This is a genomic window from Alistipes sp. AM16-43 (assembly GCF_003435745.1).
GTDB lineage: Bacteria > Bacteroidota > Bacteroidia > Bacteroidales > Rikenellaceae > Alistipes > Alistipes onderdonkii.
Window position 1 is genome coordinate 278,509 of the sequence record NZ_QTUQ01000005.1, and the last position, 17,225, is coordinate 295,733.

General features: G+C 59.9%; 14 protein-coding genes. 6 read left to right on the forward strand and 8 right to left on the reverse strand.

Annotated elements, in window-relative coordinates:
- Positions 1-3: 3 nt before the first annotated feature.
- The 3 genes from purD to DW189_RS11190 all read left to right on the forward strand — a co-directional run bounded on the left by purD (position 4) and on the right by DW189_RS11190 (position 3,453).
- Positions 4-1,251, forward strand: a complete 1,248-nt coding sequence (gene purD / locus DW189_RS11180; RefSeq protein ID WP_117508184.1) for a phosphoribosylamine--glycine ligase — start codon at positions 4-6, stop codon at positions 1,249-1,251.
- Between the two features lie 14 nt (positions 1,252-1,265).
- Positions 1,266-2,120 (forward strand): bifunctional methylenetetrahydrofolate dehydrogenase/methenyltetrahydrofolate cyclohydrolase FolD, encoded by an 855-nt coding sequence (folD, locus tag DW189_RS11185; RefSeq protein ID WP_117508186.1) that lies wholly within the window; start codon positions 1,266-1,268, stop codon positions 2,118-2,120.
- A 481-nt stretch (positions 2,121-2,601) separates the two neighbouring features.
- Complete coding sequence (locus DW189_RS11190) at positions 2,602-3,453, forward strand: fimbrillin family protein (protein WP_117508188.1); 852 nt, start codon at positions 2,602-2,604, stop codon at positions 3,451-3,453.
- A 109-nt stretch (positions 3,454-3,562) separates the two neighbouring features.
- Here DW189_RS11190 and DW189_RS11195 read toward each other — a convergent pair whose 3' ends face one another.
- The 8 genes from DW189_RS11195 to DW189_RS11230 all read right to left on the reverse strand — a co-directional run bounded on the left by DW189_RS11195 (position 3,563) and on the right by DW189_RS11230 (position 13,222).
- Complete coding sequence (locus tag DW189_RS11195) at positions 3,563-4,945, reverse strand: GNAT family N-acetyltransferase (protein WP_117508189.1); 1,383 nt, start codon at positions 4,943-4,945, stop codon at positions 3,563-3,565.
- Positions 4,938-6,836 (reverse strand): LTA synthase family protein, encoded by a 1,899-nt coding sequence (locus tag DW189_RS11200; protein WP_117508191.1) that lies wholly within the window; start codon positions 6,834-6,836, stop codon positions 4,938-4,940. The genes DW189_RS11195 and DW189_RS11200 overlap by 8 nt, the downstream gene beginning before the upstream one ends.
- Before the next feature lie 46 nt (positions 6,837-6,882).
- A complete protein-coding gene (gene nadC, locus DW189_RS11205) occupies positions 6,883-7,737 on the reverse strand; it encodes a carboxylating nicotinate-nucleotide diphosphorylase (RefSeq protein ID WP_117508193.1) in 855 nt (284 codons plus the stop codon).
- Between the two features lie 24 nt (positions 7,738-7,761).
- Entirely contained in the window at positions 7,762-8,274 is a 513-nt protein-coding gene (locus DW189_RS11210) for a hypothetical protein (RefSeq protein ID WP_117508195.1), read from the reverse strand.
- A 13-nt stretch (positions 8,275-8,287) separates the two neighbouring features.
- Positions 8,288-10,717 (reverse strand): TonB-dependent receptor, encoded by a 2,430-nt coding sequence (locus DW189_RS11215; RefSeq protein ID WP_390613258.1) that lies wholly within the window; start codon positions 10,715-10,717, stop codon positions 8,288-8,290.
- Between the two features lie 74 nt (positions 10,718-10,791).
- Positions 10,792-11,379, reverse strand: coding sequence for a helix-turn-helix transcriptional regulator (locus DW189_RS11220; RefSeq protein ID WP_022332470.1), 588 nt, complete (start codon positions 11,377-11,379; stop codon positions 10,792-10,794).
- Positions 11,380-11,383: 4 nt separating this feature from the next.
- Positions 11,384-11,857, reverse strand: coding sequence for a 23S rRNA (pseudouridine(1915)-N(3))-methyltransferase RlmH (gene rlmH, locus DW189_RS11225; protein WP_055211372.1), 474 nt, complete (start codon positions 11,855-11,857; stop codon positions 11,384-11,386).
- A 3-nt stretch (positions 11,858-11,860) separates the two neighbouring features.
- Positions 11,861-13,222 carry a glycoside hydrolase family 2 TIM barrel-domain containing protein gene (locus tag DW189_RS11230; protein ID WP_117508197.1) on the reverse strand — a complete coding sequence of 454 codons (1,362 nt, stop codon included), beginning with the start codon at positions 13,220-13,222 and terminating at the stop codon, positions 11,861-11,863.
- 116 nt (positions 13,223-13,338) lie between these two features.
- On the opposite strand from DW189_RS11230, the gene asnS reads away from it, so the two are divergent.
- The 3 genes from asnS to DW189_RS11245 all read left to right on the forward strand — a co-directional run bounded on the left by asnS (position 13,339) and on the right by DW189_RS11245 (position 17,066).
- Positions 13,339-14,727, forward strand: coding sequence for an asparagine--tRNA ligase (gene asnS / locus DW189_RS11235; protein ID WP_022332467.1), 1,389 nt, complete (start codon positions 13,339-13,341; stop codon positions 14,725-14,727).
- Between the two features lie 182 nt (positions 14,728-14,909).
- Positions 14,910-16,331, forward strand: coding sequence for an RNA polymerase factor sigma-54 (rpoN, locus tag DW189_RS11240; RefSeq protein WP_087401013.1), 1,422 nt, complete (start codon positions 14,910-14,912; stop codon positions 16,329-16,331).
- Between the two features lie 126 nt (positions 16,332-16,457).
- A complete protein-coding gene (locus DW189_RS11245) occupies positions 16,458-17,066 on the forward strand; it encodes a hypothetical protein (RefSeq protein WP_117508199.1) in 609 nt (202 codons plus the stop codon).
- Positions 17,067-17,225: the final 159 nt, after the last annotated feature.

Here is a 17,225-nt window from a genome sequence, read left to right on the forward strand (position 1 = left end):
CGTATGAAAGTTTTGGTTATTGGCGGCGGTGGCCGTGAACATGCAATTGTGGATGCGCTGTCGCGCTCGCCCCGGGTGGAGAAGATATTTTGCGCCCCCGGCAATGCGGGTATTGCGGCGCAGGCCGAGTGCGTGGCTATCCGCGAGACGGAGGTGGAGCGGCTGCGCGATTTTGCGGCGCAGAACGGCATCGGTCTTACGGTCGTCGGCCCCGAGGTGGCGTTGGCGGCGGGTGTGGTCGATGCGTTCAAGGCCGCCGGGCTGCGGGCTTTCGGCCCTACGAAGGCTGCCGCGCGTATCGAGTCGAGCAAGGAGTTCGCCAAAGACCTGATGGCCAAATACGCCATTCCGACGGCCGGTTACCGGGCCTTCACCGATTATGCCGCGGCGATGGACTATGTCGCTTCGCGTCCGCTGCCTGCCGTGCTGAAATACGACGGGCTGGCCGCGGGCAAGGGCGTGGTGATCGCCGAGACGATGGAGGAGGCCGATGCCGCCCTGAAGGACATGTTGCTCGACGACAAATTCGGCGCGGGCAAGGTCGTCGTCGAGGATTTCCTCACGGGGCCTGAATTTTCGTTCATGTGCTTCGTCTCCGGGCATAAGGTATGGCCGATGGTGCTGGCGCAGGATCACAAGCGGGCATTCGACGGCGACAAGGGGCCCAATACGGGCGGTATGGGCGCATATTCGCCCCTGCCGTTCATCACGGCCGAGGATGAACGCTATGCGCTCGAGAAGGTGTTGCAACCGACCGCCGACGCGATGGTCGCCGAGGGCTGCCCGTTCGAAGGCGTGCTTTACGGCGGCCTGATGAAGACCCCGCAAGGGATCAAGGTCATCGAATTCAACGCCCGTTTCGGCGACCCCGAAACCGAGGTCGTGCTGCCGCGCCTGAAAAGCGACATCGTGGATATCTTCTGCGCTGTGGCCGACGGCGGCGATACGCAGCTCGTATGGCACGATTTCGCCACGCTCGGCATCGTGCTCGCCTCGAAAGGCTATCCCGGAGACTATGAAAAGGGCTGCGAGATCAGGGGGCTCGACCGGGTGGAAGGCGCCCTTTACCACATGGGGACTAAGGCCGACGGCAGCCGCATCCTCACCTCGGGCGGCCGCGTGCTGTTCGTCGTGGGCAAAGGAGCCACGCTCGCCGAGGCGCACGCCAATGCGCTGCGGGATGTCGCACGCATCGAATGCGACAACCTCTTCCATCGCACCGACATCGGACATTGGGCATTTGAAAAATAGTTATATATTAAGGTATGGTTATCAGCGGAAAAGAACTCTCAGCAAAACTCAAGGCCGAAATGGCCGCCGAAGTGGCTGCCTTCGGCGCGAAATACGGACGCGTGCCGCATCTGGTCGTAATCCTCGTGGGCGAAGACCCGGGCAGCGTCTCCTATGTGACGGGCAAGGCCAAGGCCTCGGCCGAGGTCGGCATCCGCAATACGACGATCCGTAAGCCGGAGTCGGTCTCCGAGGCCGAGTTGCTCGGCATCATCGCCGACCTGAATGCCGACGAAGGCGTCGACGGAATCCTGGTGCAGCTGCCCCTGCCCAAGCATATCGACGAGGACAAGGTGATCGCCGCGATCGACAAGGAGAAGGATGTCGACGGCTTCCATCCCCTCAATGTGGCGGCTTTGTGGCAGAAACAGCCCTGTACGCTGCCCTGTACGCCGAAAGGTATCCTCAAAATGCTGCGGGCTGCGGGCGTGGAGATCGCCGGCAAGGAGGCCGTGGTGATCGGCCGCAGCAATATCGTCGGGCTTCCCGTCTCGAAATTGTTGTTGGATGCCAATGCCACCGTGACCATGGCGCACAGCCGTACGCGTAACCTGGGCGAGGTGACGCGCCGCGCCGACATCCTGGTCGTGGCGATCGGCCGCCCGAAGTTCGTAACGGCGGATATGGTGCGTGACGGTGCCGTGGTGATCGACGTGGGGGTCAACCGCGATCCCGAAACCGGCAAGCTGTGCGGTGACGTCGATTTCGCTGCTATCGAGCCCAAGGCGTCGATCATCACCCCTGTTCCCGGCGGCGTGGGGCCGATGACGATCTGCTGCCTGATGGAGAATACGATCGAGTGCTTCCTGCGGCGTATCGCACGGAAATAGCCCCGAATCGCCTGACCCGGGCGTTGTTCGCCTCCGGGCTCTCCCCCGCAAAACCCGAAGTGAAAACTTCGGGTTTTTTAGTGCCTTGCCTTTTTCCGGCCTTTGCCGTTGGGGGGGGCGGTTTTTCTGCGGCCTGCTTCGAGCAATGCATGTCCGGTATTTTGCCGGGTTCAGGCGCCTTTCCCGTCGATTTTTAGGAAGCTGTAATCATATCCGCCCACGAGCTATATTAAGTAGCTCGATATGGTATACAAAAATGCTTTTTATGTATGCTTCTGCGGTTCATATGGTACAATGTGATGGTTTTTATTTAACTTTGAATGTCATTAAAGAGCGAAATTGTGTGTTGCGAAGTAAACAATTATGTGTTGTGTAAATGATTTCGTTCTGTAAGAGAGGATAATTGGGGCTGTCGGTTGAATTCGTTTGAGCGGGTTGCAGGCCGTCCAAAAAATGTATAACAATTTAATAAACTATCTAAATGAAACTTTTTTACTATGCCGCTGCCGCTGCAGCCATGGCTTCGGCCGTTTTCTGTTCTTGCGATAAACAGGACGAAGTTACCCCCCCCCAGCCTGAAATCGCGCCTGTACATTTCGTAGGTGTGACGACACTCGATGTCGTTACGCGTGCCGAGGCGAAACCGTACGCAGCCGATTTCAATGTTTTTATTCCCGGCGTTACCGCTGCAACGAAACTGGTGAAATATAGTGCCGATGCATGGACTGTCGAGGGCGATCCTATTTTGGTGGATCGTACGGGCGGTACGCTGGTGGCATGGGCGCCTGCGGCTTTGGCCGTGACTACCTCCGCGAGTGGTGCTGAATATACGCTGACGGCGCAAAAGGATGCGGCCGCACAGGATTTGATCTACCAGCACCAGTCTGTCAATGCTGCCAATGCGGGAGCTGTCGCCATTGAGATGGGGCACGCCTATTCCAAACTCTCATTTCTGGCAACGGCCGGCAATGGATACACAGGTGCTGCCAATCTCACCCAGGTACAGATTACCGGTGGAATCTATGCGACCGGCACGCTTAACATGGTAGACGGCAAGGTGGATCCGGTCGGAACGGCGACGGGGACGCTTACCCTGGCCGCCGGCGAAAAGGCGCTTGTAGTACCTATGGCCGGTCAGCCTACCATTGCCGTGACCTGCACGATCGACGGCAAAGAATTCACAGCAAACATTAAGGCCGATACCATGCCGTCGCTGCTGGCTGGCGTGGAGTACGAAATTACGTTGACGGTTGTCGGTCAGGAGGCCGTGATATCTTCGGTGAAAGAAGTCCCCTGGACTACGACCAAGGTGGACGGCGGAACCATATCTTAACGACTTTGGGTGACGATATGCAAAACGGAAAGCCGCAGACTGTAAAGTCTGCGGCTTTCCTGTCGTGGATGCGATATCGCACCTTGCGTTGCGGCGCAGCAGGGCGATGCTACCTCTTGGCGTAAGTGCAGTGCAGTGCCTCGGGCAGCGGAGCCCCGGGGGCTCGCCGCCAGACCATGGCCCTGTCTTTCGAGGCGTTGCCCGTCCCGAAATCGAAGCCGTCTTGCGATGAGAATGTCACCGGGACAGCGCCTTCGAAGCCGTATTTTGCATAGAACCCGTGCAGCCACTCCTCGCTCGGGATCAGGAAGGCCGCCTCGTCGCCCTGCTCGCCGATGAGCCGCATCGCTTCGCGCATCAGCTTGCCGGCCAGTCCCCGGCGGCGGAATTCGGGCGCTGTCGCTACGCCGTAGATGTAGGTCGACCGTCCCAGCTCGCTCTCGAACGGCACAAGGTGGAGCATGGCCGCCGTACGCCCTTCGCATTCGGCCGTCAGCATCCTGCGGCGGCTGTAATAGCGCATCAGGAACGAGTCGACGAACTGTTCGTCGTCGCCGAACGCAGCCGTCCACAGCTCCTTGCAGGCGATTTCGTCCGGGTGCAGGTGGATGGCCGCATATTTGTGCTGGATGACGGCGGGGTGGTAGGAGAGCTTCGACTGGCGCAACCCGTCGATCCCGAGGTCTTCCTCGCGGTTTATCATCGTGAAACGCGCGGGAAGGTGCTGTGCGAAGAGTTTGTTGATGATCGTGAAGGCGCCGTCGTAGTCGGTGTCCGCCTTCTCGACATGCGTGTCGAACGTATGGTCGTTGACCGCCGAACCGTATGTGAACGCGATCAGCCTGTCGCCTACGTAGATACAGCCGCCGAGCATTTCCAGTTCTTCGAAATGTTCGAAAGCCCGCTGCATGGCCCGCTGTTCGGCGCACAGCTCCGAGGTGTGCCCTTCGTGGGCCCGGCGCCATTCGCGTTCGAGCTGCATGCACTCCCCGAACCGCTCGCGCGTGAGTTGCTCGTACCGGAAATCGGGGTACTCCGCCATGAAACGGTTGATATGGTTGCGTTTGGGCTGGTACCTGCGTCCCGTGAGGTTGCGCAGGTCGTCGGCGTTGTAAACGTAATCTTCCATCCCGCGGTCGGATTCGAACGCGAACAGCCCGGCGTGCATGTTGCGAACCATCTCGCGCCCCTCGTCCGTAAGGCCGATGATGCGCAGCCGCTGGCCGTGCGCATGGGCGTCTTCGCGCAGGGCGGGGATGATCCGGGCGAAATCCCCTTCGCCGACGGGTTGCATGTACCCGATCTTCTCCCCGCCCCCGATCTGGAAGCGGATCACCAGGAAGCCGTCGATCTCGGCCCAGGCACTGCGATACATCGCCTGCCAGCAGTACATGTTGGCGAATGCGAGGTCGCAGTTATAGATGCCCGAGGGCATGGTATAGCGCTCGATGGTCTGTTTATCCTCGAGGCGCACGGGTTTGAATTCAATCATGGACGATGTAACTCTTTTTTTCTGCGTGGGAATAGTATTGCTGGACAAGGGCGCGGAAGTCCTGCAGGAGGGAGTCCCCGGCACCCGCCGCCGGTGTCTCCTGCGCGTCGTCGAACCGGATCGTGCCGTCGTTCGTCACGGCCTGGAACGCCCCGTCCCAGCTCACCGACCATTGCGGTCGCTGCGGTTCGTTCAGCACGTCGCGCCCGAATGCGAAATAGGGCTCCCTGTTGCCCAGCAGCCCCAGGAGCGTGGGCATGATGTCGAGCTGCTGCACGACCTCGCTGACCTCGCCCCGCAAGGCGCCGTCGGGGGTATACATGAAGCCGATGATATGGTAGTTGCCCGGATAGCTGCGGGTTTGGGCGGCGAATTTTTCGGAGGACACATGGTCGGCTACGAATACGAAGAGCGTGCGGCGGAACCATTCTTCGCTTCCGAAACGCTCGAAGAAGAGCCGGAAGGCGTTGTCGTCGTAGGCCACGCCCTTGTGTATCTTCGTGTATCCGTCCGGGAGTTTGTCTTCGTATTGTGCCGGGACGACGAACGGGTGGTGCGACGAGAGGGTGAACAGCGTGGCGAAGAAAGGTTCCGGCATCCGGGAGAGCTCCTCGCCGGTGAATTGCAGGAACGGTTCGTCCCAAATGCCCCAGTACCCGTCGAAATCGCCTTTGCCGTACTTCGCCTCGTAGTCCTCGCGGCTGACGAGCCGTTCGACGCCTGCCGAGCGGGCGTAAGCCCCGAATCCCATCGAGCCGTATTCCGAGCCGCAGAAGAATGCCGTCGAATAACCCTGGTCGCGGAGCATGGCCGGCAACTGCCGGCTTTCACCGAGCGATTGCGGCATCAGTACGAACGGCGTCCGGAACGAAGGGATGCTGCCCAGCACCGAGGGCATGGCCTGTATCGAGCGCGTGCCGTTGGCATACATGCGTTTGAAACAGAGTCCGCCGCGCATCAGCGAGTCGAGGAACGGCGTGAAGCCCTTGGTTTCCCGCCCGGCATAAACCTCCGGCATCAGGTAGGCCGAATGCTCGGCCGACATGCTCTCCATGATGAAGACCATGACGTTGCGCCCTGTCAGGTTCACCGCCGCGCTGTCCGCGGGCTGGTGTACGGGCGTGAAATGCTGCGGCAGCTCTTCGGGGGTGAAATATTTTTTGTAATTGACGCTTCCCGCGCTGCCGATCGTCCGCAGGATGCAGAACGGGTTGCTCAGGATGAGGTTCGCCTTGCCGCTGTCGTCGGTATAGAGGGTGGCGTTCGAAAGGGTGATCGGTCGTGTCATGCGGGTCATGCCGCCGCGCATGCCTGCGATCGAGAGCCCTGCACCTGCGGTGAAGATCACCGTACTTCCGACGTAGTAGGCCCAGCCGCGGCTCAGCAGGCTTTCCTCGCGCACCTTGCGGCCGTAACCCCATGCCAGCAGCGCCACGAGGGCTGCGGCGACGAGTACCAGGTACCAGTTTTCAGCCATGAACTTACCGACGAGCTGCACCGAATTGCTGTTGTCGGCAAAGAAGATTTCATCGGCGGTGAACCGTTTCTGCGTGTACCGGAAATAGACGCAGTCGGACATGTTGACAGCCACGACCAGCACGGCGTTCACTGCGACGTAGTACCAGTACATCAGTTTGCGGTACCAGCCGCGTTCGCGCACATGCAGGGGCAGCAACGCCAGCAGGACGAATATCCCGTTGGCATAGACGACCGATGCCGTGTCGAACTTGAGCGCCCCGGCGAGCAGCTGCCACAGCTCACCCCGGCCGATCGTCCCCAGCAACTGCGCGTTGTAGAGATAGAAAACCACGCGGCAGAGCATCAGTACCGCGTAGAGCAGTGCGATGCGCCGCAGCAACAGGGCCAGCGGGGTATGGAGCAGGCGTTTCATGGATTAACCGTTGTCCGGACGATTCTGTGACGACAGCGCGTCCTGATTATTCGCAGGCCTTGAGCGACATGTCGAGCGACTTGATCTGGTGTGTCAGGGCACCGACCGAGATGAAGTCGACGCCGCATTCGGCGTAGTCGCGCATCGTCGAGAGCGTGATGCCGCCGCTCGACTCGGTCTCGCAGCGGCCTGCGACCTTCTTCACGGCCTCGCGGGTCATCGCAGGCGTGAAATTGTCGAACATGATGCGGTCGACGCCGCCCGCGGCGAACACCTCGTCGATGTCCTCCAGCGAGCGTACTTCGCACTCGATGGGAATATCCTTGCCCTTGGCCTGGAGGTACTCGCGGGCGCCGTGGATGGCTTTGCGGATGCCGCCCGCGAAGTCGATGTGGTTGTCCTTCAGCAGGATCATGTCGAAAAGTCCCATGCGGTGGTTCTCGCCGCCGCCGATCTTCACGGCCATCTTGTCCAGCACGCGCATGCCGGGCGTGGTCTTGCGCGTGTCGAGCACCCGGGTATGCAGCCCTGCGAGGCGGTCGACGTAAACGGCGGTCTGCGTAGCCACGCCGCTCATGCGCTGCATGATGTTGAGGATGATGCGTTCGGCCTGCAGCAGCGAGCGCAGGCATCCCGAGACGTAGAACGCCACGTCGCCGGGCTTCACGCGGTCGCCGTCGCTGAGTACCTGCTCGAATTCCATCTCCGGGTCGAGACGGTGGAATACGACCTGCGCGATCTCGATGCCGGCGATGATTCCCTCCTGCTTGCACAGCAGGCGCATGCGGCCGTGTTCGTCGGAGGGGATGCACGAGAGCGACGTGTGGTCGCCGTCGCCGATGTCCTCCTTGATGCAGAGCTCGATGAGCTCGTCTACGAATGGTTTGTATTCTGCCTTCATATCGTTACGTTTTTCGGTGCAAAGTTACAAAAGAATCGTTCCCTTGTACACGGCCTTGTGGTCGAGTGTCTCGTCGCCCACGGGAATCTGCGCGTTGCGGCAGGTGAAGATCACCTCCAGGCCGCCGTTGGCGAGCCTGCCGGTGAACATCGGGATTGCGAATCCCTTGCCGGTTTGCGGGTTGTAATACGGTTTGCCGCCGATGTAGGGGATGATCGGATCGGCCGTGCTCGTCAGTTCGTAGATGCCGTCGCCGTCCGAGTCCTCGTATTTCAGTTCGGGGATAACGATATTGAGTGACATCGGCATGGACTGCGCGAAACGCACGTTGTACATCGTGAGCTTGAATAGGCCGCTGTTGTCTTCCGTAAGTTCGAAACTTATGTTGTTTGTCACAAAGGGTGTCGCCGACGGGGTCTGGTTGCTGGTAATGGTGAGCGTGCCCCCGAAAGTGGCTGTCTGCCGGTTATCGTTGTCGTCTTCGGTGTTGCATGCCGCACAGGCCGCGAGGGCGAGCAGGATAAGGAGTTTTTTCATTGTTTTATTGTCGTTATAGGTTAATATTCAGTGTTATGCCGAATGTCCTGGGACGTCCGCGCTGTACGAATTCGTTGCCGATGGACTTGAAATAAAATACGTTGTAACCCGCGTCCGCGAGGTTGCGCCCCCATATGTCGACCGAATAGTGTTTCTGTTCGAAACGCAGGGAGGCTTCGACCAGCGCATAAAAGGGCTGCGAGAGCGAATTCTCCTCGTTCCACCAGATGCGCCCCGCGCAGCGGACACCGGCCTGCAGGACGATATTTCCGAGCCACTGCACCCCCGTGGGGATCGTCCACGCCCCATTTGCGGACAGCGTATGCTGCGGCGCGTAGGGCAGGTAGTTGCCCTTGTAATCGGTTTTCCCGTCGTTATAACGGACGAATTTGGCATTTGTGTATCCATAGGCCGCATTGATGTCGAGGTTCTGCCACGGCGATACCTGCAGCGACAACTCGCCGCCGAAGCTGCGCGTGCGTCCGGCATTGGTCATCATGCGCCCGGTAGTCGTCCCCTCGGGGAAGATCGTGAGCTGCTGGTCGCGGCAGTCGATGTAGAAGAGTGCGAAATCGCCCCGCACGGCGCCTTCCATGCACGAAAAGTGCCCGCCCAATTCGTAGTTCCAACTGTATTCGGGTTCGTAGCTCACGACTTTATCCGCGTCGTAGACCGTCCCGAACCCCATTTCGTTCATCATCTTCTGCTGGAGTACGTCGGAGAACATCTGCGTGTTGAACCCGCCGGCCTTGTACCCTTTGGCCACCGAAACGTAGAGGTTGTGGATCTCGTCGAAGGCATAGAGCACCGAAAATTTCGGCAGTACTTCGGTGAAATTCCGCTTGAGCGTATTGCGGATGTCGATCGACAGGGGGTAGTGCCCCGTCGTGCCGCTCACGCGGTTGGTCGCCGTGTAGCCGGTCTGCGTGGAGCTGCGGTAGCGCAGGCGGGTGTGTTCGTAGTCGAAGCGCAGGCCCGCGGTGAAGCGCCAGCGCCCGGCCGTGTAGTTCGATTCGTGATAGAGCGCCCCGCCTGCCGAGGGGTTGCGGAAGCGGCTGCCCAGCAGCAGCTCGTCGTTGTCCCATGCGTCGTAGGTGTATTGCGGGTCGTGTTCGTTGGCGTTCTTGAGGATCAGCTCCTCGATGCCGGTCTGCTTGAAATGCACCGGGGCGTTCATCGTGCCGTGGCGGTAGAATCCGAATGCGCCCAGCAGCCAGCGGTACGCCCCCTGCTCGTGCGAGCGGAATACGATGTCCTCGGTGAGGGCGTGTTCCGTACGCGCCTGTTTGAGCGTGAAATACGAAAGGGGCAGGAAATCCTGGTCGAGGATCATCTCGTCGTCGGAATACTGGTAGCTGGTGATCGAGGCCACCGAGAAACTGCCGGCGTCGTAGCGCACCGTGAGCCCGTCGCTGAGGGTCGTGCGGCGGTAGGAGCACGGGTCGTTGTAGCGGATCTCGCCCGGGCGGATGACCGTCTGCCCGTCGTGCACGATCTCTTCGCCGGCATAGGCATAGGGATACCCGCCCTGTTCGAGCACCGAGAACGACAGCGTATTGTCGATCCGCAGCCCCGCACGGTTGCGCCACTGCGCCTTCCAGCGTCCGCCGCCCATCCGCTCCCAGTCGCATTTCTCGCCTGTTGCGAGGTTCTCGAAGAACCCGCCCGTATGCGTGTAATAGCCCGTCACGGCCATGCCCAGGTCGGGGTTTATCCTGTAATAGGACGAAGCCCTGAACCGGTAGCTGTCGCCGCTGCCGTATTCGGCGCTCAGGCGGATACCCTCGTACGCGAGCGGCGAGAGCGTGTAGACGTTGATGACCCCGCCCATCGTGTTGCGTCCGTAGAGCGTCGACTGCGGCCCCCGCAGCACTTCGATGCGCTCGGCGTCGGCCAGCTCCATGTCGTAATTGTCCTTATTCAGCACCGGGACGTTGTCGATGTTGAGCCCCATGACAGGCTGGTCGATCCGCGCCCCGAGCCCGCGGACGTAGATCGACGAGGTCATGCGCGACCCGTAGTCGGGGACGTAGAAGTTGGGGACGTTCTGCGAGAGGTTTTTCAGGGCGTCGACATGCCCCCGTTCGATGGCGCGGCTGCCGACGATGGCTGCCGCCACGGGCTGCGAGCGCAGCACCATGCCCTGTTTGATGGCCGTTACCTGTACCTTGTCCACCACGATCACCGTGTCGACGCCCGCGGGGTCGGCCTCGCCCGCGTTCGCAAACTCCCCGGTTGCCGTGCCCCCTTCCGTTTCCGCCTGTCCGCCGTTCCCGTCCAGCCTTGCGGCCGCAGTGATTTCTCCGGTCTGCGTCCGTTCTCCGGCGGCCGCATGTCCCGCCGCGGTTCCCGCTGCCGGGAGTGGCGCAGACGAATGCCTTCCCGCGGCGGCCGAAAGGAGCGGCAGCAGCAGGAGTGCTATGAACAGTTGTTTGAGGTGCACGATAAGACGTTTAATTCAGCTGCAAAGTAACGGAATTATTTCGGAAGCTGCAATCCTAATTTGTGAGGAGGCGCTCAGAGTTCGTCGCCCGCGACATATCCGGCCGTCATGGCGTAGATTGCCAGCCCGGCCACCGAGCGAATGCCCAGCTTTTCCATGATGTTGCGGCGGTGGGAGATGACCGTCGTCAGCCCGATTTGCAGGCGGTCGGCGATCTCCTTGTTCATATAGCCCCGGGCGATGAGGGCCAGTACCTCGGCCTCGCGTCCCGAGAGCTGTGCGATTGCGGGGTGAGCGGCGCCTGCGATGTCGTGCTCGTGGTGGTGCGCCCCGTGGTGCATACGCAGGATATCGCGTACGACGGTCTCTTCGCTGGTGCAGACGTCGATTCTGTGCATGTCCGCATAGGCCGGCTGCGGCTGCCCGTTGCAAAGCAGGATCGTCTTGTGGCGCAGCGGGCGGAAATACGAACTGTGCGTGACGAACAGCTGTGCCGCGACGAAGAAGTGGAAGAACCGTTCCGGGGTTGCTTGCGCGAATGTTTCGAAATCGCCGAAAAGCTCCACGTCGGCCATCGGGATGATCTTTTCCAGGATGGCTTTCAGCCCGACGCCCATCAGGACGTTGGGGGCTACGACGGCTATGGCGGGGCGCTGCTGCATCGGTCTATTCGTGGTGGTAGGGTTCGTTGTTGAGGATGGTGAAGGCGCGGTATATCTGTTCGGCGAAGATCGCCCGCACGATCTGGTGCGAGAAGGTCATGCGCGAGAGCGACAGTTTCGCATCGGCGCGCCTGTAAACCTCGTCCGAGAATCCGTAGGGGCCGCCGATCACCAGTACCAGGCGTTTCACGCCGCTGTTCATCCGTTTCTGAAGCCAGTAGGCGAATTCCACCGAGCGCATCTCCTCGCCCCGCTCGTCGAGCAGTACGACGTAGTCGCCGTCCGTTGTCTGGCGCAGGATGGCCTCGCCTTCGGCCGTACGCTGTTGTTTTACCGTGAGGTTCCTGGTGTTTCGGACGTCGGGCAGGGCCGTGACCGCGAACTTGCAGTAAAAATTCACACGCCGGGCGTACATCTCGACCAGCGCTGCGACCTCCTTCGAATCGGTTTTACCTATGACGATCAGTTCGACGGTCATTGCCTACAAATCCGAATTCCACTCGCCGTCGGCATCCGCACAGATCACCGGGCGCGACTTCTCCACCGACTTGAGCCACTCATAGGCTTTGTACATGTTGTATCCGTTGCCCGATTCGCCGCCCAGCGCGAATGCGATGACGCACGAATGGTTGCGCGAACGGTAGTACATCGCCTTCACGCGTTCGAGGTATTCGTCCGCCAGCGACGGGTCGTTCGACGGCGTGCCGCCGACCTTCCGGTCGTCACGCTTTTCGGGTGCGTTGATGTTGGCGCAGTCGATGACGTAAAGCCCCAGCTCGTCGCACAGGTCATAGAACCACCCCGGCTGCGGATAGTCGGGGCATATCGTATTATTGCCCTTGGCCTTGAGCGTTTTCAGCTCCGCGAGGGTCGTCTTGCGGTCGGCAGCGGCGTTGTACCCGGCCTTGACCAGTTTCAGCTCCTTGCCGAAGCGCGTGAGGCGCCCGTCGACGAGCTCCGTCTTGCCGAAGCCGATCTTCAGCGGCATGTATTCGCGGTAAGCCCCGTCGCGGCGCGTGAAGAGCATCACCTTGTAGAGCGGCGGGTTCTTGGCGCCCGGCTCCCACTTGTTGGCGTTGGTGCCGTAGATGAAGGGCGTGAAGCGCACGGTGTCGGTCGAACGTCCGGGAATCGTGACCTCCTGCATGTTGAACTCGAGCAGCTTGCCCTGCGGCGAGTAGATGTCGTAGCCTACGGTCACGGGTTCGTCGTAGTTGAAACCGTTCTGCGCGACGATCGCCAGCTCCAGCACGCCGAATTTGCGTGTCGAGTCGGGCACGAGCGCGATCTCGAAATCGCGGATCGAACGTTTGGTCTGCGTGTAAAGGTAACAGTTCTCGAAAGCCTTGCGCGAGGCGGGGACGGCGTTGATCCGGTCGGCGGCACTGCGGCGCAGCGTCAGCGCGATGGCGTTCTTGCCTTCGCGGATGTAGGGCGTCAATGCGAATTCGGCGGGCGTCGAAGGGTCTTCGACTTCGGCCACCTTGCTGTCGTTGACCGTGAGGGTGTAGGCCGTGCCTATGTTTTCCAGATGCAGGTAGACGACCCCGTCCGTCCACACGTAGGGTATTTCGACCACCTGCCCGACGGCAACCGCGTCGCCCGATGCGGCGAACGGTTCGGGCGTGTAGGCCATATATGCGTCGGCGCCCGCTAAGTTGCGGGCATCGGCGTCATGGCGCTTGTCGTAGGGAATGACCTCCGTGCGGTAAATGCGGCCCCCTTCGACGGGGCGGAGCGCTACCGGGGTTTCGGGTTCGGGGATCAGCAGGTCGTATGCCTCCTGCGCCCGGGCGCCTGCGGCGCAGAGGATGGCCGCCGTCAGCAGTATCGTACGTTTCATGCGTGTGTTCTTAATATAGGTTAGGCAAAGGTACTTTTTTTTTGCCAAATCGCAAATAATGGGTATCTTTGTAAGATGGAAAAAGAGCCGTTAAAGGCATAGATAAAATTGATCATATGAAAACGCAGAGAATCGTAGAAATTCTGAAGTCGGGCGTCGTGGACACCGACATTGTCGTCAAGGGATGGGTGCGCACCAAGCGCGGAAACAAGAACGTGGCGTTCATCGCCCTGAACGACGGATCGTGCGTTGCGAACATACAGGTGGTCGTCGACCTTTCGAAATTCGACGAGGAGCAGCTCAAGCCGATTACCACGGGCGCCTGCATCCGCGTCGACGGACGGCTCGTCGAATCGCTCGGGTCGGGGCAGCGGGTCGAGGTGCAGGCCGCGAAGATCGAGGTGTACGGCACGGCCGACCCCGAAACCTATCCCCTCCAGAAGAAGGGGCACTCGCTGGAGTTCCTGCGCGAAATTGCCTACCTGCGTCCGCGAACCAATACCTTCGGTGCCGTGTTGCGCATCCGCCACGCCATGGCGTATGCCATCCACGAGTATTTCAACAAACAGGGCTTCTATTATTTCCATACGCCGCTCATCACGGCTTCGGACTGCGAGGGCGCAGGCGCCATGTTCCAGGTGACGACCCTCGACCTGAACGATGTCCCCAAGACCGATGAGGGCAAGGTCGACTATGCGCAGGATTTCTTCGGCAAGTCGTGCAACCTGACCGTCTCGGGCCAGCTCGAAGGCGAACTGGGAGCCCTCTCGCTGGGACGTATCTATACGTTCGGCCCCACGTTCCGCGCCGAGAACTCGAACACCCCGCGCCATGCGTCGGAGTTCTGGATGATCGAGCCCGAGGCTGCCTTCTACGAACTGGAGGACAACATGGAACTGGCCGAGGATTTCCTCAAGTATCTGATCCAATATGCGCTGGACAACTGTGCCGAAGACCTCGAGTTCATGAACAAGATGTGGGACAAGGGGTTGCTGGAACGTTTGAACTTCGTGCTGCACAACGATTTCAAGCGCCTCGATTACACCGAAGGCGTCGAGATCCTGAAGGCTTCGGGCCGCAAGTTCGAATTCCCCTGCGACTGGGGGTGCGACCTGCAGTCCGAGCACGAGCGTTACCTCGTGGAGGAGCATTTCAAGCGCCCGGTCATCCTGATCAACTACCCCAAGGATATCAAGGCCTTCTACATGAAGCAGAACGACGACGGCAAGACGGTACGCGCCATGGACGTATTATTCCCCGGAATCGGCGAAATCATCGGCGGTTCGGAGCGCGAGGCCGATTATGGCAAGCTTCGTGCAAGGGTGCGGGAGCTCGGTATGAACGAACGGGAACTCTGGTGGTATCTCGATACCCGCCGCTGGGGTTCGGCCCCGCACTCGGGCTTCGGCCTGGGCTTCGACCGGTTGCTGCTTTTCGTGACGGGCATGACCAACATCCGTGACGTGCAGCCTTTCCCGCGCACGCCGAAGAACGCCGAATTTTAACCGCCCGGGAAGGCTGTTTCGTACCGGCGCATAACCCGGATATTTACCTGTCCGGGCCGTGCGGCGAACCCCCGAAATCGCTCTTCCCCATACGATTTTCCGGTTGCGGCCGTTTGTGTTGTATATTAACCCCGAAGAAGAAACCAAATTCAGAATCCTTTAATTCTTAATTTGGAAAAAGTATGGCTATTAATCAGAAACAGGTACTGTCGCTTCAGCAGAAGCTTTCGCCCCAGCAGATTCAGATGATCAAGCTCTTGGAGTTGCCCACCGTGCAGCTCGAACAGCGCATCAAACAGGAGATCGAAGACAATATCGTGCTGGAGGAAGAGGATCGTGCTGCCGAGGACGAGGAACAGCCCCAGCAGATTTCGGTCGACGAATATTTGCGTGAAGACGACACCCCTTCCTATAAAAGCCGTATCAATAACTACTCGAAGGACGACAAGCAGCGCCCGGTCTTCCTGACCGAGGGCCGCTCGTTGCAGGAGTACCTGATCGAGCAGCTGGGGTTCCGCAACCTTTCCGAGCGCGAGATGAAACTGGCCGTATACCTGGTCGGGAGCATCGACGAGGACGGTTACCTGCGCCGCGACCTGGAGTCCGTGGCCGACGACATCGCCTTCACGGTCGGGATCGAGACCTCGGCCGAGGAGCTGGAGAAACTGCTCGGCATCATCCATGAACTGGAACCCGCCGGCATAGGCGCCCGCAATCTCCAGGAGTGCCTGTTGCTGCAAATGGCGCAGATCCCTATCAATTCGCGCCCCCGCCGGCTGGCGCGCAAGATACTGACTGCCTATTTCGACGAGTTCGTCAAGAAGCATTACGAAAAACTGATGTCGCGCCTGCAGGTTTCCGAGGACGATTTCCGCGAGGCCATCGCCGAGATCAGGCACCTGTCGCCCAAGCCCGGCAACCTCTATGCCGAGGGCGGAACCGACACGACGCCCTACATCATCCCCGACTTCATCCTCGACTATCAGGACGGGCATTTCCAGCTGTCGCTCAATTCGTATAACGTCCCCGAGGTGCGCGTCAACCGCCGCTATATGGACATGATCCGCGAAATGGTCGGTGCCGACGGCCTTGTCCGCGAGAAGGACAAGGAGGCGATCCAGTTCGTGAAGAACAAGATCGACTCGGCCAAATGGTTCATCTCGGCCATCAAACAGCGCCACGATACGCTTATGCGTACAATGCAGACCATCCTGGACTACCAGCAGGAATATTTCAAGGACGGCGACAAGTCGAAACTGCGGCCGATGATCCTCAAGGACATCGCCGACCGCACGGGGCTGGATGTGTCGACCATCTCGCGCGTGGTGAACAGCAAGTACGTGCAGACGCAGTTCGGCATCATCCTGCTGAAGTCGCTCTTCTCGGAGGCGATGCAGACCGACAGCGGCGAGGAAGTGTCGAGTTACGAGATCAAGAATATCCTGCAGGAGTGTATCGACGACGAGGATAAGCGCCATCCGCTGACGGACGAGACGCTGATGGACATCCTCAACGGCAAGGGTTACCGCATCGCCCGGCGCACGGTGGCCAAATACCGCGAGATGCTGGGCATTCCCGTCGCCCGGCTCCGCAAACAGATATAGCGAAGTTTTGACCCGGCGGCTTCGCGTACGCCCTTTTACCGGGCGGCCGTGCTGCCGGAAATATGCCTTCCCGCCGGATGGACAATTGCCGGACAGCTGCGGGGCGGGAGGCCGTGATAAATTTGAATGATGTATAAGAAACTTTCGAACGGAATATCGTGGGTGCTGCACCCGTTCCTGCTGCCCCTCTACCTGATCGTCGTGTTGCTGACGCTCACCGTTTTCGCGCATTATCCCGCCAATGTGAAGTTCTACCTGCTGTGGGTTGTCGTGCTCTATGCGATGATCATCCCCCTGCTGGCGTTGGGCGTGCTGCGCTCATTGGGACGCATTTCCGACTTTAAGGTGGACAACCGGCGCGAGCGGCTGCTGCCGCTGCTGGTCGGGGCCGTCTGCTACGTGCTTTGCGCCATCACCATCGCCAAGATCCCGTCGGCGATCTTCCTGCGCAAGTTCATGATCGCTGCGGCGTGCTGCGAAGTGCTCTGCTTCGTCGTGTCGTTCTACTGGAAGATCAGCCTGCACCTTACGGCCATGGGCGCTGCCGTGGCGCTGCTGGTGGTGATGAACGTTGCGGGCGTAGGCAACATGATGGTGCCGCTGATGGTCGCCATTCTCTGTGCGGGTGCACTGGCCTCCGCACGCCTTTACCTGGGCTGCCATAACGGATCGCAGGTGCTTGCGGGTTTCTGCGGCGGCTTTGCCGTCGCGACGCTGGCTGTGCTGTTCCTGTAATCCGTTTTCGGGCCGGATATGCTTCCGGTGCGGGTCTCCGCACGAATCCCTCCTCGGCACGATACCCTTCGCGCACGGACAATAAAAAATCCCGGGCTTCCAAGAGAGTTCCGGGGATAAAAAACAGAGGTATAAAAAAGTGTAAAGCAAAAGATAATC